The organism is Streptomyces sp. NPDC053665 (assembly GCF_055585285.1).
On the sequence record NZ_JBVJKK010000001.1, the window covers coordinates 714,896 to 737,403 of the forward strand.

A 22,508-nucleotide genomic window follows, 5' to 3' on the forward strand; every position below is an offset into this window, starting at 1 on the left:
ATCGCGCGGACAGCACTTTACCCCACACCCCTGGCCGCACCGAAAACGGGCCGCGCGGGACAATCGCCGTATGGGCAGCACAGGAGAGACGCACTCGGGCCTGACCGGCGGCGCACGGGACCGCGACGGCGAGGGGCGGGCCCGCAACGCCCGTCCCCGGGACGGTCTCGGGCGGCCCCTGCCGTACGGCAGCCAGGGGGTGCCCCGGCAGCCCGAGGGTGTGGTCCGCACGCCCGAGGAGACCGTCCGCGAGGCGCAGCGGCTGCTCGACGAGGGCAAGCCGTTCCACGCGCACGAGGTCTTCGAGGACGCCTGGAAGGCGGGGCCCGAGGAGGAGCGCGAGCTGTGGCGCGGGCTGGCCCAGCTGGCCGTGGGGCTCACGCACGCCGCACGCGGCAACCTCACGGGAGGGGCGCGGCTGCTGCGCCGTGGGGCGGGCGCGGCCGGGGCGTGGGTGTCCGGCGCGGGACAGCCGCGACCGCACGGGATCGACGTCGGCGGAGTCGCCGCCTGGGCGCGGGAGCTGGCCGCCGAGGTGGAGCGCGAGGGCCGTTCCGTGGACGCGGCGGCCCGCGCGCCGCGGCTGCGGGGAGCGGACGGGGGCCGCTGATCCGTGGGGCGGTCCCGCGGTGCGGCGACGGCGGCCTGGCCGCTCGCGGGGTCAGCGCAGCAGCAGTTGCAGGCCGCCCACCACCGTCGCCGCGATGACCAGTTGCTCGAACAGCCGCTGGTCGATCCGGTGCACCGCCCACGTGCCCAGCAGCGCGCCCGGCACGACGAACAGCACGAGCGCCAGGTCCAGGAGCAGGGACCGGCCGTCGATCAGGCCGAGGCCGGCGCTGAAGGGCAGCTTGGAGACGTTGACGATGAGGAAGAAGAACGCGGAGGTGCCGAGGAAGCCGAGCTTGCGGAAGCCGGCGGACAGCAGGTACAGCGACATCACCGGGCCGCCCGCGTTGGCGACCATGGTGGTGAAGCCGCCCAGGACGCCGTAGGAGCGGGCCTTGAGGCGCCCGGCCCGGGTGGTGACCGGCTCCGGCTCCGCCCCGGTGTCGGCGGTGCGCCTGCGCCAGAGGGTCACGGCCGCCATCAGCAGCAGGATGGCGCCGATCGAGGTCCGTACGGCCGCGTCGTCCGCCCACAGCAGGAAGACGGTGCCGACGACGACACCGGCCGCGACCGCCGGGAACAACCGCCACAGCGTGGGCCAGTGCGCGTGCCGCCGGTAGGTGGCGACGGCGAGGAGGTCCCCCGCGATCAGCACCGGCAGCAGCACCCCGGTGGAGGCGCGTGCGGGCAGCACGGCCGCGAAGATCGCGAGGCTGACCGTGTTGGCCCCGCTGACGGCGGTCTTGGAGAAACCGACGAGCAGGGCCGCGAAGGCGAGGGCGGCGAACTCCCAGCCGGTGAGGTGCCAGAGCGTCATGGTGTTCATGCGAACACCGATGCTATGTGCACCGAGTCGACGGGGTCAGGGCCGTCTCGCCCGGTGGCCGCGCACCCGGGATGCGCGGGGCGCGGTCAGTGGCGCTCGACGAGAACCGCGCTGCCCTGCCCCACGCCGACGCACATCGTCGCCAGGCCCCGCTCCGCGCCCGTGCGCCGCATCCGGTGCAGCAGGGTGGTCAGGATGCGGGCGCCCGAGCAGCCCAGGGGGTGGCCGAGGGCGATCGCGCCGCCGCTGGGGTTGACCAGCTCCGGGTCGATGCCGAGCTGGTCGACGCAGGCCAGGGCCTGGGCGGCGAACGCCTCGTTGAACTCGGCCTCCTGCAGGTCGCCGATGCTCCAGCCGGCGCGGGCGAGCACCTTGCGGGTGGCGGGGACCGGGCCGATGCCCATCACGTCGGGGTGGACCCCGGCGGAGGCGCCGGCGACGTAGCGGCCGAGGGACTCCAGGCCCAGTTCGTTCAGGGCCTCCTCGCTGACCAGGAGGAGTCCGGCGGCGCCGTCGTTCATCGGTGAGGCGTTGCCCGCGGTGACCGTGCCGCCCTCGCGGAAGACCGGCTTCAGCCGGGCCAGCTTCTCGGGCGAGGTGTCCTCGCGCACGCTCTCGTCGGCGTCGACGACGACCCCGTCGGGCCGCTCCACGGGCAGCAGTTCGTCGTCGAAGTGGCCGTTCTTGCGGGCCAGGGCGGCCAGCCGGTGGCTGCGCAGGGCGAAGTCGTCCTGGCGTTCGCGGGTGATCCCGTACCGGGTGGCGACCTCCTCGGCGGTCTCGCCCATGGCGAGCAGACCGTGCAGGTCGCGCATCGCGGGGTTGACCAGGCGCCAGCCGAGGCGGGTGTCGGCGGTCTCCATGCGGTGCGGCAGGGCCTCGTCGGGGCGGGGCAGCACGAAGGGGGCGCGGCTCATCGACTCCGAGCCGCCCGCCACGACGATGTCGGCCTCGCCGGCGGCGATGGTGCGGGCGGCCGTGGTCACGGCCTCCAGGCCGGAGGCGCACAGGCGGTTGACGGTGGCGCCGGGCACCGACTCGGGCAGACCGGCGAGCAGGACGGCCATGCGGGCGACGTTGCGGTTGTCCTCGCCGGCCTGGTTGGCCGCGCCCCAGTAGACGTCGTCGATCCGGGTCGGGTCCAGCGCGGGGACGTCGGCGACCAGGGCGCGCACGACGCCGGCGGCGAGGTCGTCGGGCCGGACCGCGGACAGGGAGCCGCGCAGCTTGCCGATGGGGGTGCGGCGGGCGGCCGCGAAGTGGACGGGACGCACGGGAGGACTCCTCACACCGCCGGTTAATTAGCACCGCTAGTTTCGGACTATAGCCCCTTGCCAGCCCCCTGTGAAGGATTCAGGGGTGAAGGGGGCGTCGGCACGGTGGTATCGCAGGCCACTCCACCGGCACCGCGCCTTCCGTATCCGCGTTTGCACCGGTGTGCCCGGGGCACCCGCGCGTCCATGGAGTGGTTGCGGAGCGCCGCCTGCGTGGACGAGGACCCCGAGCTGTTCTTTCCCGTGGGCACCGCCGGACCCGCCCTCCGGGACGTGTCAGCCGCCAAGCGCGTCTGCGCGCGCTGCCGAGTCGCCGACGCCTGCCTGACCTATGCGCTGAGCAACGGCCGGGCCTCGGGCGTGTGGGGCGGCACCTGCGAGGAGGAGCGGGACGCACTGCTCCGGACGACCCGGACGACGGGTACGACGCGAACGACAAGTTCGACGAGAACGACCTGAGAAGGAGAAGCACCCCATGACCCCTGTCAGGAGCACCCTGCCCGACGAGGCCCGACGGGTCTCCTGCGAAGCCCTCCAGGACACCCTGGTGGATCTGCTCGGTCTGTCACTGATCGGGAAGCAGGCGCACTGGAACATCGTCGGACCGCGGTTCCGGTCCGTCCACCTCCAGCTCGACGAACTGGTCGCGGCCGCACGGAACTTCGCGGACACGGTGGCCGAACGCTCCGCCGCCCTCGGCGTGCCGCCGGACGGCCGCCCGGAGACGGTCGCGAAGGCGTTCACGCTGCCGGCCCCGCAGGAGGGCTGGGTGCGCGACGCGGACGCCGTGCAGGTCATGGTCGACGCGCTGCAGGACGCCGCCACCCGGCTGCGCGAGCGCATCGACACGACCGAGAAGGCCGACCCGGTCACCCAGGACCTGCTCATCGCCGTCACCGCGGAACTGGAGAAGCAGCGCTGGATGTTCGTCGCGGAGAACGTCCCGGGCGAGAGCTGAGCCGGCCCGGACGCGCACGAAGCACCGAGCAGGCACCGACACAGGCACGGAAGGGGCAGACGATGACCGACGCCCTCGAACTCGACGCGCTGTGGGAGGACTTCCACCGCGCCGTCAACATGACCTCGCAGGAACTCGCCGCCTGGCTGCGGGTCCGGGACGCCGGCGAGGACACCGAGCCGCTGCCCGAGCAGGCGGGCACCGACACCGGGCAGCACGTCCTGGCGATCCTGCAGAAACGGCGCACGGACCTGACCGAGGACGACCTGCGGGTGATGCGGAAGGTCGTCGACACGGTCGACGAGCAGACCGATCCGGAGAACGAGCCCGAGCCCGAGGCGACGGAGGGCGACACCCGCCGCCGCCACCGGCTGATGACGCTCGGCCACGACCCGTTGAGGGCGTGAGCTGTGGAGCGGCAGGAGCGCGTCCTGCGCCGGCTGCTCGACGCCCACGGCCGGGCCTACGCCGACGAGGCGGGGATCCGGCTGCGGGACACGCCCCAGCCGCTGTACCGGCTGCTGGTGCTGTCCCACCTGCTCAGCGCCCGCATCCGCGCGTCGGTCGCGACGGCCACCGCCCGTGCCCTGCACGAGGCGGGGCTGCGCGACCCGCGCCGGATGGCGGCGGCCTCCTGGCAGCAGCGCGTGGACGCGCTCGGCCGGGGCGGCTACCGGCGCTACGACGAGCGCACCGCCACCCAGCTCGGCGACGCCGCCGAGCTGCTGAACGACCGGTGGGGCGGGGACCTGCGGAAGCTGCGCCGGGAGGCCGACGGCGAGGTCGCCGAACTGCGGCGCCTGCTGCAGGAGTTCCCGGGCATGGGACCGGCCGGGGCGGACATCTTCCTGCGGGAGGCACAGGGCGTCTGGCCGGAACTCGCCCCCTTCCTGGACGCCAAGGCCCTCCAGGGCGCCGAACGGCTGGGTCTGCCGCAGGACGCCGAGCGCCTCGTCGCCCTGGCCGGGAACACCGGCGCGGACGTCCTCGCCGCCGCGCTGGTCCGCGCGGCGGTCGGCAAGGACGTGGCGGCGGACGCCCTCGCCGACTGAACCCTCCGCCCCCGCCGCGAAGCCCCCCTCCCGGACGGGCGGTTCCCGGCCCGCTCCCGTCGCGAAGCCTCCCCTCCCGGACGGCGGTTCCCGGCCCGCTCCCGTCGCGGCGGCCGCTGCGGCGGGAGCCCGGCCGTCCCGCTCACCCGAACGGTCCGACGCCGCTGGTGGGCCGCAGGTGCCGGTGGTGCGCTGGGGACACGCGCCACGTCCCCAGGAGGCACCCGCCATGACCCGTCGATCGCCCCGGCTCGCCCGCACCCTGACCACCGCCCTGGCGGCAGGCACCCTGCTGGCCACCGCCGCCTGCTCGGACGGCGGGGACGCGGACGGCGGCACACGGGTCACCGGGGCCCGGGCCTCGCAGGTCGCCGGGGAGCGGCAGACCCCCTCCCCCACCGCCACCCTCAGCACCGACGGAGCCCGCACCGCGCTGATCACCGAGGCGGACATCGAGGACGACTGGACCCAGGTCAAGGACACCGAGGCGGAGAACTGGCACGACAACCTGCTCATCGGCAAGGTCGACGTCAACGACTTCGTCAGCGGCAAGAACCAGGCAGCCGACTGCCAGCGCCTGATGGACTCCCTCTTCGACGACGACCTGCTCGGCAGGCCCTCGGGCGCCTCCGCCCTGCGCGGCTTCACGCAGGGCGACTCCCGCCTGCTGTACCAGGTCGCCTCCTACGACCGCACCGACCCGCAGGACTCCCTGACGTGGATGTCGACCCTGCCGGACACGTGCGACCAGTTCACCCTCACCGACGGCGGCGACAAGCGCACCGTCCAGGTCGTGGAGACCTCGCTGCCCGGCGTCGGCGACGCCCGGGAGGGCCTGCGCGTGACCGTGCAGGGTGACAGCGGGGGCGAGCCCGCCACCCTCACCCTGGACGTCGCCGCCGTACGCGTGGGCGACGACGCGATCACCGTCACCGCGGGCGGTCTCGACGGGGACGAGAACGACTCCACCAAGCAGGCCGTCGAGCAGGGCACCCAGCGCCTGGAGGACGTCCTGGCCGGCAAGTCGCCCGCCGCGAGCCCCACGGACTAGCCTCCCGCGGGCCACCCCTCCCTCGGCACCGCCCGCTGCGCCGATTCGCGGGACACCGTGATCATCGGCGCGGCACAATGGCGGCCATGACCGATCGGTCGTTCGTGCGAGGAGAGGACGAGTCGTGAGTGATGGCCACACCCCTTCGGGAGGATCGGCGCGGCTGAACACCGGTGTGGCGCACAACGCGCGCGTGTGGAACTACTGGATCGGCGGCAAGGACAACTACGAGGTCGACCAGCGGGTCGGCGAGCACGTCGCCGGCATGTTCCCGATCATCCGGGACATCGCCCGGGCGGACCGGGACTTCCTGGGCCGCGCCGTGTCGTTCCTGGCCGGCGAGGCCGGGGTACGGCAGTACCTCGACATCGGCACGGGCCTGCCGACCGCGGACAACACCCACGAGATCGCCCAGCGGATCGCCCCGGACTCCCGCATCGTCTACGTCGACAACGACCCGATCGTGCTGGTGCACGCCCGGACGCTGCTCACCGGCACGCGGGAGGGCGTCACCGCGTACATCGACGCCGACGTGCACGACCCGCAGGCCATCGTCGAACGGGCTGCGGACACCCTCGACTTCACGCGGCCGGTCGCCGTGATGATGCTGGGGATCCTCAACTTCGTCCTGGACGTCGACAAGGCCCGCGAGATCGTGCGCCGGGTGATGGCCGCCGTGCCCTCCGGCAGTCACCTGGTGCTGACCCACCCGACGTTCGACGAGGAGCTCGGCGGCGCCGGCCAGATCCCGGCGATGGAGTTCTGGAACGAGAACGCCACTCCCCCGATCACCGCGCGCAGCGGCGCGGACATCGCCGCGTTCTTCGAGGGTCTGGACCTGCTGGAGCCGGGGCTGGTGTCGTGCGGGCAGTGGCGGGCCGACCCCGGCGCGGCCGTGCTGGTACCGCAGTACGGCGCGGTGGCCGTCAAACCCTGACGCCCGTGGCGGGCCGCCGCGCGGCCGGCGGCTCCGCCGACAGCCGAAGGACGATTGAACGGGGGTGTGGACGGTCACAGTTCTCTGGGAGCTGCTACCCAGGAAGTCCGAACGGCTGAAAGTATGATCAAGCGATGTCTGACATGACCGAAACCACGCCCGGCTGGCTGTCCTCCGACGAGCTGGAGATGGCGCGCGCCCGCATGCCGATCCTGTACGTCGAGGCCGTGCCCGTGCGTGTCGACGACAGCGGCGAAGTGACCAGTGTCGGCCTGCTGCTGCGCATAGGGCCCGACGGAACGGTCAGCCGGACGCTGGTCTCCGGCCGCGTGCTGCACCACGAGCGGGTCCGCGACGCGCTGCTGCGGCACCTGGAGAAGGACCTCGGTCCGGTCGCCCTGCCCCGCGTCCCGGCCTCGCTCCAGCCGTTCACGGTCGCGGAGTACTTCCCGACGCACGGCATCACGCCGTACCACGACCCGCGCCAGCACGCGGTGTCCCTCGCGTACATCGTGCCGGTGACGGGCGACTGCCGGCCCCGGCAGGACGCGCTGGACCTGGTGTGGTTCAGCCCACAGGAGGCGCTGTCGCCGGCGGTGCAGAGCGAGATGCCGGGCGGCCACGGGGTGCTGCTGAAGCAGGCGCTGTCCCACGCGGGCTGCGTGATCTGACCTCGCGCGTGGCCGCCGCGGCCTTGCGGCGGCCACCCGCACGACGACCAGCGGGTCAGCCGATGCCGGCTGACCCGCTGGTCGATGCTGTCGGGACGACAGGATTTGAACCTGCGACCCCTTGACCCCCAGTCAAGTGCGCTACCAAGCTGCGCCACGTCCCGTTGCCCGTCTGACCTGGGGTTTCCCCCGGCCGAACGCGCAGGGAAACCATACCGCACTCGCGCCGGTGATCGCGCACCCGTTTTCGTCGTCCCGCCGCTTGACCTCGACCTTGCTCGAGGTTGCACGCTCGGGGACATGACACACGCGACACGGATCTCTGCGTACGGCTACGCCGACCTGCCGGGGCTGATGGCCCTGATGACCGGCGACGAGAAGCACGGACCGGCCGCCACCTCGACCCTGGACGTGCTGTGGGTGCTCTACGACCGGGTGCTGCGGGTCGACCCGCAGCGGATCTCGGATCGGGAGCGGGACCGGTTCCTGCTGTCGAAGGGCCATGGGCCGATGGCGTACTACGCCGTGCTGGCCGCCCGGGGCTTCCTGCCGGTGGAATGGCTGGCGGACTTCGGCTCCTACCACTCCCCGCTCGGCCACCACCCCGACCGCACGCTGGTGCCGGGAGCCGAGATCGGCAGCGGCTCACTGGGACACGGGCTGCCGATCGCCGTCGGCACCGCGCTGGGGCTGCGCGCGCAGGGGCTGGACGCGCCGCGGGTGTGGACGCTCGTCGGCGACGCCGAGCTGGACGAGGGCAGCAACCACGAGGCGATCGCCTTCGCCGGTCCCGCCGGCCTGGAGCGACTGCACACCGTCGTCGTCGACAACGCCTCGGCGACCTACGCGCGGCCGGGCGGGATCGCCGCCCGCTTCGAGGCGGCCGGCTGGTCCGCGCTGACCGTCGACGGGCGCGACCACGAGGCCCTGCACGCCGCGTTCACCGCGCCGCACCCGGGCCGTCCGCACGCGGTCGTGGCCCGGGTCGAGCCGAAGACCGGCTGATCCGGCCGTCCGTCCACCGGGCGGCCGACGCCGCCCCGACCTCTCCGAAAGGGAACCCCGACCCCATGGACACCATGCGTGACCGCTTCGCCCCTGTCGTCTCCCGGCTGCTCGACGAGGACCCCCGGGTCGCCGTGGTCCTCGCCGAGATCGGTGTGAGCGGCTTCGACGAGGCCGCCCGGCGCCACCCCGGCCGGGTGATCAACGTCGGCATCCGCGAGCAGTTGCTGATCGGCGCGGCCGCGGGCCTCGCGCTGACCGGGCTGCGCCCCGTGGTGCACACCTTCGCCAGCTTCCTCGTGGAGCGGCCCTTCGAGCAGGTCAAACTGGATCTCGGGCATCAGGACGCGGGCGCGGTCCTGGTGAGCGCGGCCGCCTCGTACGACTGGCCCGCCGGCGGCTACACGCACATGGCGCCCGGCGACGTGGCGCTGCTCGACACCCTCGACGGCTGGACCGTCCATGTGCCGGGCCACCCCGACGAGGCCGAGACGCTGCTGCGGCACGCCGTCGCCGCGGGCGACGACAAGGTCTACGTGCGGCTGTCGGTGCAGTCCGGCGAGCGGGCCCTGCCCGTCGACGGGGCGCGCCTCCTGACCGTCCGCGAGGGCCGCCGCGGTGTCGTGGTCGCCGTCGGGCCGATGCTCGACGCGGTGCTCGCCGCCACCGAGGGCCTCGACGTGACCGTGCTGTACGCGACCACCGTCCGCCCCTTCGACGCGGCCGCCCTCCGCCGGGCCACGGAGGCGGCCGGGACGGACGTCGTCCTGGTGGAGCCCTACCTGGCGGGCACGTCGACGGCCGCCGTGAACGACGCGCTGTCGGCGGTGCCGCACCGGGTGCTGGGACTGGGGGTGGGACGCCGTGAACTGCGGCGGTACGGGCGGCTGGAGGAGCACGTCGCCGCGCACGGCCTGGACGCGGCCTCGCTCAGGGAGCGCATCGCGGCCTTCACCGGGGCGGCCGCCGCCGCGTGAGCCCCGAGGCGGTCATCCTCCCGCCGGGAGACCGAGCCGGGGGTGGGCCTCCAGGAGCCGGGTGGGGGCGGCCTGGCGCCAGGAATCGGCCAGGATGTCCCGCAGTTCCTCCTCGCCCTCCAGCGCGTCGAGCCGGGCCCGCACCCAGGCGAACGACGACTCGTGGTCGGCGATCCAGAACTTGTCCGGCTCGGCGAGCACCAGTTCGTCCCGCTCCTCCTTGGGGCAGCGCACGGCGATCGAGGTCTCCTCCTCGGGCAGGGTGGCGAACATCTTGCCCGCGACCCGGAACGTGGGCATGTTCCAGGCGACCTTCTCCGTCGTGTCCGGCAGGGACAGGGCGATCCGTCGTACGTCTTCGGCATCCGGCATGGCAGGCACCGTAGCGGCCGGCACTGACAGTCAGCCGGTGGGCGTGGGGGCCGTGAGCCGCTTGTAGTAGATCGTCGTCGGCCGCAGCACGCCTTCGGGGCTCGCCGCGTAGTCGGGGACCGTGCCGGCCGGGGTCCAGCCCGCGGAGCGGTACAGCCGCTCGGCGGGACTGCCGGTCTCGGTGTCCAGGTGCAGGAGCGTGACGCCGGAGGCGACGGCGGCGGTCTCGGCGGTGGCCAGGAGCCGGCGCCCCAGCCCCCGTCCGCGCGCCTCGCGGTGCACCATCAGCTTGACGAGTTCGGCCCGGTGGCGGCTGTTGGGCTTGGCGGCGAAGGCGAGGCTCACGGTGCCGAGCACCCGGCCGCCGTCGTGCACCGTCCAGACGGCGAGCCGGCCCGCCGCCACGTCGGCGGCCCGCTCGCCCCACCAGGCGAGGGCCTCGGCGCGGCCGAGCGGGGCGAGGAACCCGATCGACGCCCCGCCGCGCACGGTGTCGGCCAGCAGGTCCGCCAGCCCTCCCGCGTGCCGGCGCACCCCGGTCGCGTCCAGACGCCTCACGGCCGCACCACCGCCAGGAGGTAGCGCACCCCGCCGGGTGCGGTGCACCGGAACCTGGTCGGTCCCCACACCCGCATCCGCAGGCAGTCACCGGTGGCCAGGTGGTGCTCGGCGCCCTCCACGGTGACGTCCAGGGTGCCGTCCAGGACCCAGACGTGCTGCTCCAGTCCCGCCACCGGGGGGCGGTCGTAGGCGAGGTCGGCGCCGGCGGCGAGGCGGCCCTCGACGAGTTCGCCGCGCAGTGCCGGGTGCGGGGGCGAGACGGCCCGCCGGACGAAGCCGGAGGCCCGGTCCTGCCAGACGGGCTGGGCCCCGGCCCGGACCACGGGTGCGGGTTCTGCCTCGACCTCGCTGAGCAGCTGCGACATGGTCTGCCCGTAGACGGCGCACAGGCGGTTGAGCAGGGCGGCCGTGGGGCTGGTCTCGGCGCGCTCGGCCCGGGACAGGGTGGACCGGCTGACGCCGCTGCGTTCGGCCAGTTCGCCCAGGGACCAGCCCTGCGCGGCCCGCAGCTCGGCCAGGCGCGCGCCCAGCCGCACGTCCACGGGGTCCGCGTCGTCGTCGCTTCTCATATCCGGGACGCTATCCCTGATGTGAGACAGCCGGGTTACGGAGTCCTCACACCGGCAGCGGCTGCGCCTGGGCCGCCGCGCTCAGCGCCTCCAGGACCGGGCGGATCAGCGGGTGCTCCTCGGCCCCACGGCGTACGGCGGCGAAGACCCGCCGGGTCGGGGCGGTGCCGTCGACGGGACGGACGACCACCCCGGTGAGGTCCATGCCGCGCAGCGCCGAGCGCGGCACGAGCGCCACCCCCACGTCGGCCGAAGCGAGTGCGACGACCGCGCGGAAGTCGTCGGAGGAGTGCTCCATACGGGGCTGGAATCCGGCGTTCTCGCAGGCCAGGACCACCACGTCGTGGCAGGGGTTGCCCGGGTAGGGGCCGATCCAAGGGTCCTTGCCGAGTTCGGCGAGCGGCACCTCCGCCGCCCCGGCCAGCCGGTGGCTGACGGGCACGACCGCGTCGAAGGGCTCCGCGTACAGCGGCACGTGCGCCAGGCGCGGATCGTCGGCGGGCGGGGCGCCCCGGTACTCGACGGCCACGGCCACGTCCACCTGCCGGTCCAGCACCATGGGCAGGCTGGCGTCGCCCTCCGCGTCCTGGACGCGGATGCGGATGCCCGGCGCCGACTCGGCGAGCCGGGCGACCGCGGGCGCCACCACCAGGGCGATGCCGGTGGCGAAGGCGGCGACGGTGACCGTCCCCGCCTCCCCCGAGCCGTAGGCGGCCAGCTCGGCCTCGGCCCGCTCCAGCTGGGCGAGGACCACATTGGTGTGGCTGAGCAGGATCTCGCCGGCCGGGGTGAGCCGCACGCCCTTGGCTCCGCGCTCGACCAGCCGGTGGCCGGTCTCCTGCTCCAGCGCGGCCAGCTGCTGGGACACGGCCGAAGGGGTGAGGTACAGCGCGGCGGCAGCCGCCGTCACGGTGCGGTGGTCGGCCACCGCACGGAGGATGTGGAGCCGCCGCGCCTCGATCATGCGACCGATTCTCTCAGGTCACCGGCTGTTTTCGGCCTCCAGCTCCGCCCGGGCCGCCACGAAGGCGTCCACGGCGCGGTTCACGTCGTCCGTGGAGTGCGCCGCCGACAGCTGGACCCGGATCCGGGCCTGGCCCTGCGGCACGACCGGGTACGAGAAGCCGATCACGTACACCCCGCGCTCCAGCAGCAGTTCGGCCATGCGTCCGGCGACCGCCGCGTCGCCGATCATGACCGGCGCGATGGCGTGGTCGCCGGGCAGGACGTCGAAGCCCTCCTCGGTCATCCGGCCGCGGAAGAGGGCCGTGTTCTCCGCCAGCCGCACGCGCAGGTCGTCCGCGGACTCCAGCAGGTCGAGCACCTTCAGGGAGGCGGCCGCGATCACCGGGGCGAGGGTGTTGGAGAACAGGTACGGCCGCGAGCGCTGGCGCAGCAGGGCGACGATCTCGGCGCGGGCGGCGACATAGCCGCCGGAGGCGCCGCCGAGGGCCTTGCCGAGGGTGCCGGTGATGATGTCGACGCGGTCCATGACGCCGTGCAGCTCGGGCGTGCCGCGGCCGCCGGGGCCGACGAAGCCGACCGCGTGGGAGTCGTCGACCATGACCATCGCGTCGTAGCGGTCGGCCAGGTCGCAGATCTCGCGCAGCGGGGCGACGTAGCCGTCCATGGAGAAGACACCGTCGGTGACGATCAGGCGGCGGCGCGCGTCGGAGGCCTCCTTCAGGCGGGCCTCCAGTTCGGCCAGGTCGCGGTTGGCGTAGCGCAGGCGGCGGGCCTTGGACAGCCGGATGCCGTCGATGATCGAGGCGTGGTTCAGCGCGTCGGAGATGACCGCGTCCTCCGGGCCGAGCAGCGTCTCGAAGACACCGCCGTTGGCGTCGAAGCAGGAGGAGTACAGGATCGTGTCCTCCTGGCCGAGGAACGCCGACAGCCTCGCCTCCAGCTCCTTGTGCACCTCCTGCGTGCCGCAGATGAAGCGGACGGAGGCCATGCCGTAGCCCCAGCGGTCCAGGGCCTCGTGGGCGGCGGCGACGACCTCGGGGTGGTCGGCCAGGCCGAGGTAGTTGTTGGCGCAGAAGTTGAGGACCTCGCCGGGGCGGCCGCCCGCGGTGACGTTCACGGTGGCGGACTGCGGGGTGCCGATGACGCGCTCGGGCTTGTGCAGTCCGGCGGCCCGGATCTCGTCGAGGGTGGCGCGCAGGTCGTCGCGCACGGAGTCGAACATCGGGGAAGCTCCTAAGGTGCTCGCGGAGGGAGGGGGTTACGCGGTCCAGTCGAGGATGACCTTGCCGCCGCGGCCGCTCGCCGCGTCCTCGAACGCCGCTTCGTAGTCGCGGTGGCCGTAGCGGCCGGTGATGACGGGCGCGAGGTCCAGGCCCGCTTCGAGCAGGACGGACATGGCGTACCAGGTCTCGAACATCTCGCGGCCGTAGATGCCCTTGATGGTGATCATCGAGGTGACGACGCGGGCCCAGTCGACGGGGAACTCCTCGGCGGGCAGGCCGAGCATCGCGATCCGGCCGCCGTGCGTCATGTTGGCGATCATGTCGCGCATCGCCTCGGGGCGGCCGGACATCTCCAGGCCGATGTCGAAGCCCTCGCGCAGTCCGAGCGTGCGCTGCCCGTCGGCGATGGTGGCCCCGGAGACGTTCAGCGCGAGACTGACGCCGATCTTGCGGGCGAGTTCCAGCCGCTCCTCGCTGACGTCGGTGATCACGACGTTGCGCGCTCCCGCGTGCCGGGCCACGGCTGCGGCCATCAGGCCGATCGGGCCCGCGCCGGTGACCAGGACGTCCTCGCCGACGAGCGGGAAGGACAGCGCGGTGTGCACGGCGTTGCCGAAGGGGTCGAAGATGGCGGCCACGTCGAGGTCGACGGGCACCCGGTGCACCCAGACGTTCCCGGCGGGCAGGGCCACGTACTCGGCGAACGCGCCGTCCCGGCCGACCCCCAGTCCCACGGTGGCCCGGCACAGGTGGCGGCGGCCCGCGAGGCAGTTGCGGCACTTGCCGCACACCAGGTGGCCCTCGCCGCTGACCCGGTCGCCGACGGAGACCTCGGTGACGTCGCGGCCGGTCTCGACGACCTCGCCGACGAACTCGTGCCCGACCACGAGCGGGGTGCTGATGGCCTGCTGGGCCCAGCCGTCCCAGGCGCGGATGTGCAGGTCGGTGCCGCAGATGCCGGTGCGCAGCACCTTGATCAGGACGTCCCCGGGGCCGATGACCGGCTCGGGTACGTCCGCCAGCCACAGGCCGGGCTCCGCCTTCTGTTTGACCAGCGCCTTCACCGCTACGGCTCCAGGGGGTGAGTCCCGGCTCCGGGCATGCCGAAGGAACCCCTGGGCCGGGAGAGGAGTGGGATCGCACAGCAATCTGCCGTACGACGGCGCACCCGGTCCATCGAGGATTTCTTAAGCGCCGCCTCAGCTTTGCTTCACGCCCCGGTGGCGGCCGGTGCCGGTGGGCTCAGTGCGGCGGCAGACCCTCGCGGCGCTCCAGCTCGGCGGAGAGCAGCGCGGCGTGTTCCTTGATCGCCGTCAGGCCGGGTCTGCCCCACGGCCGCGGCTGGACGTCGGCGACGCTGACGGTGCCCAGCACCACCCCGGAGCCGTCCAGCAGCGGCGCCCCGAGGTAGGAGCGGATGCCGAACTCGTCGACCACCGGGTTGCCCGCGAAGCGCGGGTAGTCGCGGACGTCCTCCAGGGCCAGGGCCTTGCGGCGCGCCACCACATGGGGGCAGAAGCCGTGGTCGCGGGGCAGCACACGGCCCAGGCGCGGACCGGTGCCGTCGCTCCGCACGGCCGGCGGGACGGCCGGGACGGCCAGGCCCGCGTAGAACTGCCCCTGCTCGCCGGGGAAGTTGACCATCGCGTACGGCGCCCCCGTGACGTCGGCGAGGCGCTGGGCGAACGCGTCGAGGGCGGGTTCGGGGTGGTCCCCGAGGCCCATCCCGCGCAGTCGGCGAGCGCGGGCGGGGGCCTCCGTGTCCTCGGGGGTGAGCAGGAGACGACCGGCCGGGCGCGGCGGGTCGTAGGTCATGGGCGTGGTCCGGGGCTGTGGGCAGGCGTCATGGAGGCACTCCGTGGCGGTGTCGGTCGGTCACATGTGGGCGCTGTACCCCGTGGTGGGGGCGGGTGTGTGGGCGATGAGGTGGCGCACCAGGGTGAGCAGGGTCTGCACCCCGGAGCTGGAGATCCGGGCGTCGCAACGGACGACCGGGATGTCCGCGGGCAGGTCGAGGGCGCCCCGGACCTCCTCGGGGTCGTAGCGGTGGGCGCCGTCGAACTCGTTGACGGCGACGATGAAGCCGAGCCCGCGCTGTTCGAAGAAGTCGACGGCGGCGAAGCACTCCTGGAGGCGGCGGGTGTCGGCGAGGATCACCGCGCCCAGCGCGCCCTCGCACAGCTCGTCCCACATGAACCAGAAGCGCTCCTGGCCCGGGGTGCCGAACAGGTACAGCACGTGCTCCGCGTCGAGTGTGATGCGGCCGAAGTCCATCGCCACGGTCGTCTCGAGCTTGTTCTCGATGCCGTCGAGGTTGTCGGTGGTGGCGCCGACGGTGGTGAGCAGCTCCTCGGTGCTGAGCGGCGCGATCTCGCTGACCGCGCCGACGAAGGTGGTCTTGCCCACGCCGAACCCGCCCGCCACCAGGATCTTCAGCGCGGTGGGGAAGGGATCGGCACCGTGGCCGGGTCCGCCGGCGTAGTCAGAGCTGTCGTCGTAGTCCATCGAGCACTGCCTCCAGAAGAGCCCGGTCCGTCGGGTTGTGGTGGAACGCGGGGGGCTTGGTCGTCAACGCCCCGCAGTCGACGAGGTCGGCCAGCAGCACCTTGGTGACGGCCACCGGCAGTTTCAGGTGGGCGGCCACCTCGGCGACCGCGACGGGCACCCGGCACCGTTCCAGCGCCTGGGTGTGTTCGGGGCCGAGGTAGCCGAGGGGGGTCGCCCCGGTGGCCATCACCTGGGACACGAGGTCGAGCGCGACGGTGGGACGGGTCCGGCCGTTGCTGACCGTGAACGGGCGCACGAGGCGCCCGGCCGCGTCGTCGAGCCAGGGCCCGTCACCGGCCGCCGTCACGCTCAAGGCCTCATCGCCGGGGATTCGACGGACTGCTGCCGGGGCGCGGTCACCAGGTAGGGGCGGACGCTCTTGACCAGCATGGCCATCTCGTAGCCGAGCACGGCCGCGTCGGCCTCGCGGCCGGCGAGCACGGCGAGGCAGGTGCCGGACCCGGCGGTGGTCACGAACAGCAGGGTCGAGGCCAGTTCGACGACGACCTGGCGGACGTCGCCGCCGTCGCCGAAGCGGACCCCGGCGCTGCGGCCCAGCGAGTACAGGCCGGAGGCCAGGGCGGCCATGTGGTCGGCGCTGTCCGGGTCCAGGCCGTGCACGGACTTCACGAGCCCGTCGCAGGACAGCAGCACCGCGGCGCTCGTGTGCGGTACGCGCTGCACGAGCCCGCTCATCAGCCAGTCGAGGTCGGATACGTGGGCGGTCGGCGCGTCGCTCGCCATGGTGGATCGACTCCTTGGGGTGCGAAGGTCTGCGGGAGCGCTGGGGGTGGGGGCAGGGGTGGGGGTGGGACGGGGGGTGGTCATCCGGCGGGGGCGCTCCCGTCCCGCCGGTCGGTGGTCGTGTGGTCGGGCCGCGGCCCGGGGGCCGGGGCGGCCGGGGACACCTCGGTGGTCAGCGGCTGGGACCGCACCGGCCGCAGAGGGCTGAGTCCTCTCAGCGCGGAGTCCCCGGGTGCCGAGTCCCTGTGCGTCGCCGTCATGTGCGCAGGGTCCATGGGGGCCCGGGCTGTGTGCGGCGGGTCCATGGGGGCCGGGGCTGTGTGCGCAGGGTCCATGGGGGCCGGGGCTGTGTGCGGCGCGTCCATGGGGGCCGGGGCTGTGTGCGGTGGGGCCATGGGGGGCCGGGCGCTGTGGGGCGGGGCCGGGTGCGCGGACTCCAGGTGGGCCGGCACCGTGTCCCCCCACGCCATGTCCCCTGTCTCCAGGCTCTGTTGCGCCTCGGCGAGGCTGATGCCGCGCTGGAACGCGGCCATCAGGCCCGGGTCGTGGCCCACGAGGAACTCGGGGTCCTGCCGCGGCGCGGGGCCGTCGCGCAACTGCGGTGCGATGTGCTCCTGGGCGCGGCGGCGGGGCAGTTGGGGCTTGCCCATGGTGCCGCGCACGGCGCCGTTGCGGGGGACGGGGGGTGCGGAGCCGTGCGCGGCCAGCACGGACCGAACTTCCGGATTGATACCGGGCGCTGCCTCGGCCGGGGTGGGCCGCTCACGGCGGGCGCCGCGTACCGGCAGGGGTGCGGGGGCGCCCGCGGGCGGACGGGCCGGCTGACCGCCCTTGTCGGGTACGGCGTCGGCACCGCCACCGGCACCCGTCGGGGTCGGAGCGGATGCCGCGGACCGGCCGTTCGCCGCGTGCCTTCCCCCCTGCCCGCTCTCCCCGCCCGGCCCGCTCCCGCCGACCTGTCGGTGCTGCCCGGCCTGCCCGGACTGCCCGGCCTGATCGGACTGCCCTGCCTGCCCGGTCCGCGGCAGCTGTGGGAGCGGGGAGGGCTGCCCGCCCGTCGCCACCGCACCCGTCACGACCCCACCCTGCGGCTCCGCACCCGCCGCCGGCGCCCCGGCCTCCGCCCCGAGCAGCGCCTGCGGCACCACGAGCACGGCCTGGACGCCGCCGTAGATGTTGGACTGGAGGCGGACGGTGATGCCGTGCCGCCGGGCGAGCTGCGAGACGACGAACAGGCCGATGCGGCCGTCCGCGAGGAGCCGTGCGACGTTCACCTGGTCCGGGTCGGCGAGCAGCGCGTTCATCCGCGTCTGCTCCTCGACGGGCATGCCGAGGCCGCGGTCCTCGACCTCGACGGCGAGCCCGGACGTGACGAGATTGGCGCGCAGCAGGACCTGGGTGTGCGGGGCGGAGAACACCGTGGCGTTCTCGACGAGTTCGGCCAGCAGGTGGATGACGTCGGCGACGGCGTGCCCGCGCAGCTGCCCGTCGATCGGCGGGACGAGTTTGACCCGGGAGTACTGCTCGACCTCGGCGATGGCCGACCGCAGCACCTCGGTCATGTCGACGGGGTTGCTCCACTGCCGCCGGGAGACGGCCCCGCCGAGCACCGCGAGGTTCTCGGCGTGACGGCGGATGCGGGTGGCGAGGTGGTCGACGTGGAAGAGCCCCTTGAGCAGGTCGGGGTCCTCCATCTCGTTCTCCAGCTCGTCGAGGATGGAGATCTCGCGGTGGACCAGCGACTGCAGCCGCCGGGCGAGGTTCACGAACACCTCGAGCTTCTGCTCGCTCCCCGCCTGGCTGGAGAGCTGGGAGGCCTGCACGACGGCGGTGACCGCGCTGTCGTGTGCCCGGGTCAGATCGGCGCTGAGCAGATCGAGGTCGTCGGTGTCCGCGCCGGGGCCGCCGCTGTGGTCCCGCGTCCCGGCCTGCGGCGGTCCGTCGCCGCGCCGCAGCGCCTCCACCAGGGCCCGCAGGTCGGCCTCGCGCCGTGCGGTGGCGCGGCGCAGGACGCCGACGCGGTCGTGCACGGACCGGGCGGCGCGGCCGGCGGCCACCGCGGCCACGACGAGGGCGACGAGGGTCACCGACAGCGCGCCGGCGAGCACGGCCCACAGGGTGAGCCCGGGGCGTGCGCCGGTGGAACGGACGGTGAAAAGGACGGCCGCGCAGCCGCTGAGGGCGACGGCGACCGGCGGCAGCACGGCGATGCGCAGCAACTGGGACCGTATGTGGGTCTCGGGCAGCGCGGGTGCGGGGCGAGAGGCCGGCCGCCCGTGCCGCCCGCCCTCACGGCGGTCTGCGCGTGCGGCCGGTGGCCGGAGGTGTGACATCGGTGTCCTCGTGCTGGTCCGTCGGGCGTCGGGGCCAGGGGCGCTCGCGGTGGTGCGCCGGGGTTCGCGTGGCCGCTGGCGCGCCGGGGCGCCTTGGGTGGTGCGCCCGGCTTCGCGTGGCCGCTGCCGTGCGCCGCGGGTGTCGGCGGCCTCGCTCCGCGGCCGTCCGGCGGCGTTCCGGTCCGGGTTGGCGTGGCGTCCCGGGCCGGGGCCCGCGGCGGCGCCGGCGTCGGTGGTGCGCGGGCAGCGGGGGTCCCCGCCGCGTCGACTCCCTCGTCCGCCTTGCGCCTGCACGTGCCGGCCCCCGCTCCTTGGTCCGTCCGTTTCCCGACGGCCACTGACAGTAGTCGTCAGCGCATCATGTGCGGTGGGCAGTTGACAAACTCATACGGAGAGCGTCCCGCTCTGGTATGAGGGCTCGTACGACAGACCGATAACCCCCTCAGGATTTCGGTCAGGAACGGCAGCAGTGCGATCCGACCTGGTCAGAGACGGTCACACGAAGACGGCGAGGGCCGGGGAGCCATCCGCTCCCCGGCCCTCGCCGTCCATCGTTCGTGCGCCCCGGCTCAGCCCGCCGGAAGCGACTCGGCGCCCTCGGTGCCCGTACCGGCCTTCCGGTCACCGTCACTCACCGTATCGGCCTGGGCCACGGCTGCCCGGTCGGACACCGTCTTGATCGTGCTGTCGGTGACGGCCTCGACGGCCGCCGGACGGCGGCCCGACGAAGCGAGCGCCACCCCGCGCCACCACGGCTCCGAGGGGACGGACTCGGCCGTCGGCTCGAACGGCTCGCCCGGGTGGGGCAGGGCGATCCGGGCCCCCACGGCGCGGGCGGCCCGCAGCGTCCCCTCGCCCGGCTCCGCCCACGGATGCGTGGCCAGGTTGAAGGTCGCCCAGTGGATCGGCAGCATCAGGCCGTGGTCCGGCCCGCCCTGGAGGTCCAGGTGGGCGCGCATGCCCTCCTCCGGGGTCATGTGGATGTCCGGCCAGAAGTCGGAGTAGGCGCCGATCTGGATCATGGTGGCGTCGAACGGGCCGTGCGCGGCACCGATCTCCTTGAAGCCGTCGAAGTAGCCGGTGTCCCCGCTGTGGTAGATCCGGTGCTCCTCGCCCTGGACGACCCAGGAGGCCCACAGGGTGTGCTGGGTGTTGCGCAGGCCGCGGCCGCAGAAGTGCCGGGCGGGGGTGGCGGTGAGGGTGAGACCGCCGACCTCGGTCGACTCGTGCCAGTCCAGCTCGCGCAGCCGGCCGGGCGCCACGCCCCAGCGCTCCAGGTGGGCGCCGACCCCGAGCGGGACCGCGAAGAGCGTGTCCGTGCCGGCCAGCGCCTTGATGGTGGGCATGTCAAGGTGGTCGTAGTGGTCGTGCGAGATGACCACCACGTCGACCGGTCCGAGCGCGGCGAGCGGCAGCGGGACGGGGTGCAGCCGCTTGGGGCCGGCGAAGGGGAACGGCGAGCAGCGCTCGCCCCACACCGGGTCGAACAGGACCCGCCGGCCGTCGATCTCCGCGAGGACGCTGGAGTGCCCCGTCCAGGTCAGCCGCAGGCCGGTGGCCGGGGGCCGGGCGATGTCCGCGAGCGTGGTGGAGTGCACCGGCACGGCGCCCTGCGGGGTGCGCCGCGGGCGGGTCTCCTTGTCGAAGAAGACCTTCGCGAAGTCCAGGGTGGAGCCCGAGGGCCGGGTCCGCGCGGGGCCGCCGGGGTTCTGGAAGACCCCGTCCGCGAAATGGGGCGATCGGCGGATGCGCGCCATGCGCTCGCCGCTCGGGTCCGCGCCGAACGCCCCGGGGCGCAGCGCGCGGAGCCCGGAGCTCAGGGTACGGAAACCGGCCACGGTACCTCCAAGTGGAGTCGGTCAGGCTTTCCATTATGGTCGGCCCCTCCGGCCCCACCCGTGCACCGGCGCCCCGCGAGGGGGGATACTGACCGGCGATTCAGTAGCCCGGTGGCGAAGGAGCCCGTATGGCCAGTCCCTGGATGTCCCTCACCTGGACCGATCACCTCACCGGCCGGCAGGGCTTCCTGGTCGTCGACCGGCTGGTGCGCGGTGTCGCCAGCGGCGGTCTGCGGATGCGGCCCGGCTGCACCCTGGACGAGGTGACGGGTCTGGCCCGCGGCATGACGCTGAAGGAGGCCCTGCACTACGACCCCGCGGGCCGCTACGTCCCGCTCGGCGGCGCCAAGGGCGGCATCGACTGCGACCCGCGGGACCCGGAGGCGTACCCGCTCCTGGTGCGGTACCTGCGGGCGATGCGCCCGTACATCGAGAGCTTCTGGACGACGGGCGAGGACCTCGGACTCGGTCAGGACGTGGTGGACCGGGCCGCCGCCGAGGCGGGTCTCGTCTCCTCGATCCAGGCGGTGTACCCGCTGCTGCAGGACGAGGCGGCGGCCCGGCGCCGGCTGGCGGACGCCTTCGCCCTCGAGGTGGACGGCATCGGCCTCGACGAGCTGGTCGGCGGCTGCGGGGTGGCCAAGGCGGCGCTGACCGCGCTGGACCGGGCCGCGGTGCCGTACGCGGGGACCCGGGTGGCGTTGCAGGGGCTGGGCACCATGGGCGGGGCCACGGCCCGGTTCCTCTCCCGCGCGGGTCTGCCGGTCGTGGCCGTCGCCGACCTGAAGGGCACGATCGCCAACCCGGCGGGGCTGGACGTCGAGGCCCTGCTCGCCGCCCGTGACGCCCACGGCACGGTCGACCGTTCGGTGTTGCGCCCCGGCGACCTCGAACTGCCCGGCGACGCCTGGCTGTCGGCCGACGCGGAGGTGCTCGTGCCGGCGGCCGTGTCGTACGCGATCGACGCGGAGAACCAGGCCCGGATCACCGCCCGCTGGGTCGTGGAGGCGGCCAACATGCCCGTCACGGCGGAGGCGGAGCCCCTGCTGGCCGCGCGGGGCGTGACGGTGCTGCCGGACGTCGTGGTCAACTCAGGGACGAACGCCTGGTGGTGGTGGACCCTCTTCGGGGACGTCGGCCCCGACGCCGAGGAGGCGTTCGCGCACATCCGCCGTGCGATGCGCGACCTGGTGGAGCGGACGCTGACCCGCGCGCAGGCCGACGGGACCACGCCCCGGTCCGCCGCGCACGCGCTCGCGGCGGACCGGCTGCCGGAGCTGGCGCGCCGGTTCGGCTGGCACCGCTGACGTGCGGGACCGGCCGGATCCGTACGCCGGGGGCCGTGCCCGCGTGGATAGGGTGACGGTGTGACGAGAGTCCGGTTGAGTGTCGCGGAGCGGCGCGGGGAGCTGTTGCGGGCCGCCATCGAGCAGATCGAGGCGCGGGGCGTGGCGGCGGTCAGGATCGCCGACGTGGCCTCGGCGCTCGGGGTGAGCAACGCGCTGGTGCTCTACCACTTCTCCTCGAAGGAGCAGTTGGTCGCCGCCGCGTTCCGGCACGCCGCCGAGGCCGACCTCGCGCACCTGCGCAGGCTGCTCGGCCGCCGGTCCCCGGCGCTGCGCCGGCTGCGGTCGGCCGTGCGGTGGTACGCGCCGACCGGCCAGGCCAAGGGCTGGCGCCTGTGGATCGAGGGCTGGGCGGCCGCGTTGCGCGAGCCGGCGCTGCGGGAGGTCACCGAGGATCTCGACCGGCAGTGGAAGGCCGCCCTGGCCGAGGTCATCGCGGAGGGCGTGGCGGCCGGCGAGTTCCCCTGCCCCGATCCCCCGGGGGCCGCCTTCCGCCTCACCGCCCTCCTCGACGGCCTCGCCGTCCAGCTGACGTCCTACCCCGGGTCGGTCCCCCGGGCCCGCGCCCGGCAGTGGGCGGACGAGGCCCTGGCCCGGGAACTGGGCCTGGAACCGGCCGCGTCGCCCGCCCGGTAGCGGTCCGGCCCGC

Annotated in this window: 26 protein-coding genes and 1 tRNA gene; 12 read left to right on the forward strand and 15 right to left on the reverse strand. The window is 74.2% G+C overall.

The annotated features are described in order from the left end of the window. Window positions 1-70 precede the first annotated feature (70 nt). Window positions 71-610 carry a DUF309 domain-containing protein gene (locus tag ACZ6ZN_RS03055; RefSeq protein WP_469642652.1) on the forward strand — a complete coding sequence of 180 codons (540 nt, stop codon included), beginning with the start codon at window positions 71-73 and terminating at the stop codon, window positions 608-610. Window positions 611-661: 51 nt separating this feature from the next. Here the strand turns inward: ACZ6ZN_RS03055 and ACZ6ZN_RS03060 are convergent, their stop codons facing one another. Together ACZ6ZN_RS03060 and ACZ6ZN_RS03065 are read right to left on the reverse strand one after the other, a co-directional pair. Continuing rightward, the gene (locus ACZ6ZN_RS03060; protein WP_398107788.1) at window positions 662-1,435 is read right to left on the reverse strand and encodes a sulfite exporter TauE/SafE family protein; all 774 of its coding nucleotides are present in this window, start codon (window positions 1,433-1,435) and stop codon (window positions 662-664) included. An 86-nt stretch (window positions 1,436-1,521) separates the two neighbouring features. Beyond that, window positions 1,522-2,709 carry a thiolase family protein gene (locus ACZ6ZN_RS03065; RefSeq protein WP_469642654.1) on the reverse strand — a complete coding sequence of 396 codons (1,188 nt, stop codon included), beginning with the start codon at window positions 2,707-2,709 and terminating at the stop codon, window positions 1,522-1,524. Between the two features lie 186 nt (window positions 2,710-2,895). Here ACZ6ZN_RS03065 and ACZ6ZN_RS03070 point away from each other — a divergent pair, with 186 nt between their 5' ends. The 7 genes from ACZ6ZN_RS03070 (at window position 2,896) to ACZ6ZN_RS03100 (ending at window position 7,378) form a co-directional block, all read left to right on the forward strand. Next, on the forward strand, window positions 2,896-3,168 hold the full coding sequence (locus ACZ6ZN_RS03070; protein ID WP_469642656.1) for a WhiB family transcriptional regulator: 273 nt from the start codon (window positions 2,896-2,898) through the stop codon (window positions 3,166-3,168). A 16-nt stretch (window positions 3,169-3,184) separates the two neighbouring features. Next, complete coding sequence (locus ACZ6ZN_RS03075) at window positions 3,185-3,667, forward strand: Dps family protein (protein WP_469642658.1); 483 nt, start codon at window positions 3,185-3,187, stop codon at window positions 3,665-3,667. A gap of 62 nt (window positions 3,668-3,729) precedes the next feature. Next, on the forward strand, window positions 3,730-4,074 hold the full coding sequence (locus ACZ6ZN_RS03080; protein WP_451879797.1) for a DUF3140 domain-containing protein: 345 nt from the start codon (window positions 3,730-3,732) through the stop codon (window positions 4,072-4,074). A gap of 3 nt (window positions 4,075-4,077) precedes the next feature. Next, window positions 4,078-4,719 (forward strand): HhH-GDP family DNA glycosylase, encoded by a 642-nt coding sequence (locus tag ACZ6ZN_RS03085; RefSeq protein ID WP_469642660.1) that lies wholly within the window; start codon window positions 4,078-4,080, stop codon window positions 4,717-4,719. 229 nt (window positions 4,720-4,948) lie between these two features. Beyond that, the gene (locus ACZ6ZN_RS03090) at window positions 4,949-5,770 is read left to right on the forward strand and encodes a hypothetical protein (protein ID WP_469642662.1); all 822 of its coding nucleotides are present in this window, start codon (window positions 4,949-4,951) and stop codon (window positions 5,768-5,770) included. Between the two features lie 124 nt (window positions 5,771-5,894). Beyond that, on the forward strand, window positions 5,895-6,707 hold the full coding sequence (locus ACZ6ZN_RS03095) for an SAM-dependent methyltransferase (RefSeq protein ID WP_451879800.1): 813 nt from the start codon (window positions 5,895-5,897) through the stop codon (window positions 6,705-6,707). Window positions 6,708-6,850: 143 nt separating this feature from the next. Beyond that, window positions 6,851-7,378 (forward strand): NUDIX hydrolase family protein, encoded by a 528-nt coding sequence (locus tag ACZ6ZN_RS03100; protein WP_398107941.1) that lies wholly within the window; start codon window positions 6,851-6,853, stop codon window positions 7,376-7,378. A gap of 90 nt (window positions 7,379-7,468) precedes the next feature. On the opposite strand, the gene ACZ6ZN_RS03105 is transcribed toward ACZ6ZN_RS03100, so the two are convergent. After that, window positions 7,469-7,542, reverse strand: a tRNA-Pro gene (locus ACZ6ZN_RS03105). Window positions 7,543-7,678: 136 nt separating this feature from the next. Between ACZ6ZN_RS03105 and ACZ6ZN_RS03110 the strand changes: the two genes are divergently transcribed. Both ACZ6ZN_RS03110 and ACZ6ZN_RS03115 read left to right on the forward strand, forming a co-directional pair. Next, window positions 7,679-8,383, forward strand: coding sequence for a transketolase (locus ACZ6ZN_RS03110; RefSeq protein ID WP_469642665.1), 705 nt, complete (start codon window positions 7,679-7,681; stop codon window positions 8,381-8,383). A 65-nt stretch (window positions 8,384-8,448) separates the two neighbouring features. Further along, window positions 8,449-9,360, forward strand: a complete 912-nt coding sequence (locus tag ACZ6ZN_RS03115) for a transketolase family protein (RefSeq protein ID WP_469642666.1) — start codon at window positions 8,449-8,451, stop codon at window positions 9,358-9,360. A 12-nt stretch (window positions 9,361-9,372) separates the two neighbouring features. Here ACZ6ZN_RS03115 and ACZ6ZN_RS03120 read toward each other — a convergent pair whose 3' ends face one another. The 12 genes from ACZ6ZN_RS03120 to ACZ6ZN_RS03175 form a co-directional block, all read right to left on the reverse strand. Next, window positions 9,373-9,732, reverse strand: a complete 360-nt coding sequence (locus ACZ6ZN_RS03120; RefSeq protein WP_451876955.1) for an MmcQ/YjbR family DNA-binding protein — start codon at window positions 9,730-9,732, stop codon at window positions 9,373-9,375. A 30-nt stretch (window positions 9,733-9,762) separates the two neighbouring features. Next, window positions 9,763-10,290 (reverse strand): GNAT family N-acetyltransferase, encoded by a 528-nt coding sequence (locus ACZ6ZN_RS03125; protein WP_469642668.1) that lies wholly within the window; start codon window positions 10,288-10,290, stop codon window positions 9,763-9,765. Then, the gene (locus ACZ6ZN_RS03130) at window positions 10,287-10,862 is read right to left on the reverse strand and encodes a helix-turn-helix domain-containing protein (RefSeq protein WP_469642670.1); all 576 of its coding nucleotides are present in this window, start codon (window positions 10,860-10,862) and stop codon (window positions 10,287-10,289) included. Before ACZ6ZN_RS03130 ends, ACZ6ZN_RS03125 begins: the two co-directional genes overlap by 4 nt. A gap of 46 nt (window positions 10,863-10,908) precedes the next feature. After that, the gene (locus ACZ6ZN_RS03135) at window positions 10,909-11,826 is read right to left on the reverse strand and encodes a LysR family transcriptional regulator (RefSeq protein ID WP_398107801.1); all 918 of its coding nucleotides are present in this window, start codon (window positions 11,824-11,826) and stop codon (window positions 10,909-10,911) included. Between the two features lie 18 nt (window positions 11,827-11,844). After that, window positions 11,845-13,050 (reverse strand): glycine C-acetyltransferase, encoded by a 1,206-nt coding sequence (locus ACZ6ZN_RS03140; protein WP_451876958.1) that lies wholly within the window; start codon window positions 13,048-13,050, stop codon window positions 11,845-11,847. A gap of 36 nt (window positions 13,051-13,086) precedes the next feature. Next, complete coding sequence (tdh, locus tag ACZ6ZN_RS03145; protein ID WP_398107803.1) at window positions 13,087-14,115, reverse strand: L-threonine 3-dehydrogenase; 1,029 nt, start codon at window positions 14,113-14,115, stop codon at window positions 13,087-13,089. A gap of 178 nt (window positions 14,116-14,293) precedes the next feature. Then, the gene (locus ACZ6ZN_RS03150; protein WP_451876960.1) at window positions 14,294-14,866 is read right to left on the reverse strand and encodes a GAF domain-containing protein; all 573 of its coding nucleotides are present in this window, start codon (window positions 14,864-14,866) and stop codon (window positions 14,294-14,296) included. 60 nt (window positions 14,867-14,926) lie between these two features. Further along, window positions 14,927-15,556: a GTP-binding protein gene (locus tag ACZ6ZN_RS03155; RefSeq protein WP_469642674.1), complete on the reverse strand. Its 630-nt coding sequence runs from the start codon at window positions 15,554-15,556 to the stop codon at window positions 14,927-14,929. Further along, the gene (locus tag ACZ6ZN_RS03160) at window positions 15,534-15,905 is read right to left on the reverse strand and encodes a DUF742 domain-containing protein (RefSeq protein WP_333935161.1); all 372 of its coding nucleotides are present in this window, start codon (window positions 15,903-15,905) and stop codon (window positions 15,534-15,536) included. Before ACZ6ZN_RS03160 ends, ACZ6ZN_RS03155 begins: the two co-directional genes overlap by 23 nt. 2 nt (window positions 15,906-15,907) lie before the next feature. Further along, a complete protein-coding gene (locus tag ACZ6ZN_RS03165; protein ID WP_086564018.1) occupies window positions 15,908-16,342 on the reverse strand; it encodes a roadblock/LC7 domain-containing protein in 435 nt (144 codons plus the stop codon). A gap of 80 nt (window positions 16,343-16,422) precedes the next feature. Further along, window positions 16,423-18,675: a sensor histidine kinase gene (locus ACZ6ZN_RS03170; RefSeq protein WP_469642676.1), complete on the reverse strand. Its 2,253-nt coding sequence runs from the start codon at window positions 18,673-18,675 to the stop codon at window positions 16,423-16,425. A 569-nt stretch (window positions 18,676-19,244) separates the two neighbouring features. Next, on the reverse strand, window positions 19,245-20,513 hold the full coding sequence (locus tag ACZ6ZN_RS03175; protein ID WP_451876963.1) for an MBL fold metallo-hydrolase: 1,269 nt from the start codon (window positions 20,511-20,513) through the stop codon (window positions 19,245-19,247). Between the two features lie 128 nt (window positions 20,514-20,641). Here ACZ6ZN_RS03175 and ACZ6ZN_RS03180 point away from each other — a divergent pair, with 128 nt between their 5' ends. Continuing rightward, a complete protein-coding gene (locus ACZ6ZN_RS03180; RefSeq protein WP_469642679.1) occupies window positions 20,642-21,820 on the forward strand; it encodes a glutamate dehydrogenase in 1,179 nt (392 codons plus the stop codon). A gap of 60 nt (window positions 21,821-21,880) precedes the next feature. Beyond that, a complete protein-coding gene (locus ACZ6ZN_RS03185; RefSeq protein WP_469642681.1) occupies window positions 21,881-22,495 on the forward strand; it encodes a TetR/AcrR family transcriptional regulator in 615 nt (204 codons plus the stop codon). Window positions 22,496-22,508 lie beyond the last annotated feature (13 nt).

Excerpts from the sequence above, each read along its gene's own strand:
- ACZ6ZN_RS03055 (WP_469642652.1), top strand. The coding sequence starts at position 71 with ATGGGCAGCACAGGAGAGACGCACTCGGGCCTGACCGGCGGCGCACGG.
- ACZ6ZN_RS03060 (WP_398107788.1), bottom strand. The coding sequence starts at position 1,435 with ATGAACACCATGACGCTCTGGCACCTCACCGGCTGGGAGTTCGCCGCC.
- ACZ6ZN_RS03070 (WP_469642656.1), top strand. The coding sequence starts at position 2,896 with ATGGAGTGGTTGCGGAGCGCCGCCTGCGTGGACGAGGACCCCGAGCTG.
- ACZ6ZN_RS03075 (WP_469642658.1), top strand. The coding sequence starts at position 3,185 with ATGACCCCTGTCAGGAGCACCCTGCCCGACGAGGCCCGACGGGTCTCC.
- ACZ6ZN_RS03080 (WP_451879797.1), top strand. The coding sequence starts at position 3,730 with ATGACCGACGCCCTCGAACTCGACGCGCTGTGGGAGGACTTCCACCGC.
- ACZ6ZN_RS03090 (WP_469642662.1), top strand. The coding sequence starts at position 4,949 with ATGACCCGTCGATCGCCCCGGCTCGCCCGCACCCTGACCACCGCCCTG.
- ACZ6ZN_RS03100 (WP_398107941.1), top strand. The coding sequence starts at position 6,851 with ATGACCGAAACCACGCCCGGCTGGCTGTCCTCCGACGAGCTGGAGATG.
- ACZ6ZN_RS03110 (WP_469642665.1), top strand. The coding sequence starts at position 7,679 with ATGACACACGCGACACGGATCTCTGCGTACGGCTACGCCGACCTGCCG.
- ACZ6ZN_RS03115 (WP_469642666.1), top strand. The coding sequence starts at position 8,449 with ATGGACACCATGCGTGACCGCTTCGCCCCTGTCGTCTCCCGGCTGCTC.
- ACZ6ZN_RS03120 (WP_451876955.1), bottom strand. The coding sequence starts at position 9,732 with ATGCCGGATGCCGAAGACGTACGACGGATCGCCCTGTCCCTGCCGGAC.
- ACZ6ZN_RS03130 (WP_469642670.1), bottom strand. The coding sequence starts at position 10,862 with ATGAGAAGCGACGACGACGCGGACCCCGTGGACGTGCGGCTGGGCGCG.
- ACZ6ZN_RS03135 (WP_398107801.1), bottom strand. The coding sequence starts at position 11,826 with ATGATCGAGGCGCGGCGGCTCCACATCCTCCGTGCGGTGGCCGACCAC.
- ACZ6ZN_RS03140 (WP_451876958.1), bottom strand. The coding sequence starts at position 13,050 with ATGTTCGACTCCGTGCGCGACGACCTGCGCGCCACCCTCGACGAGATC.
- ACZ6ZN_RS03150 (WP_451876960.1), bottom strand. The coding sequence starts at position 14,866 with ATGACCTACGACCCGCCGCGCCCGGCCGGTCGTCTCCTGCTCACCCCC.
- ACZ6ZN_RS03155 (WP_469642674.1), bottom strand. The coding sequence starts at position 15,556 with ATGGACTACGACGACAGCTCTGACTACGCCGGCGGACCCGGCCACGGT.
- ACZ6ZN_RS03165 (WP_086564018.1), bottom strand. The coding sequence starts at position 16,342 with ATGGCGAGCGACGCGCCGACCGCCCACGTATCCGACCTCGACTGGCTG.
- ACZ6ZN_RS03170 (WP_469642676.1), bottom strand. The coding sequence starts at position 18,675 with ATGTCACACCTCCGGCCACCGGCCGCACGCGCAGACCGCCGTGAGGGC.
- ACZ6ZN_RS03180 (WP_469642679.1), top strand. The coding sequence starts at position 20,642 with ATGGCCAGTCCCTGGATGTCCCTCACCTGGACCGATCACCTCACCGGC.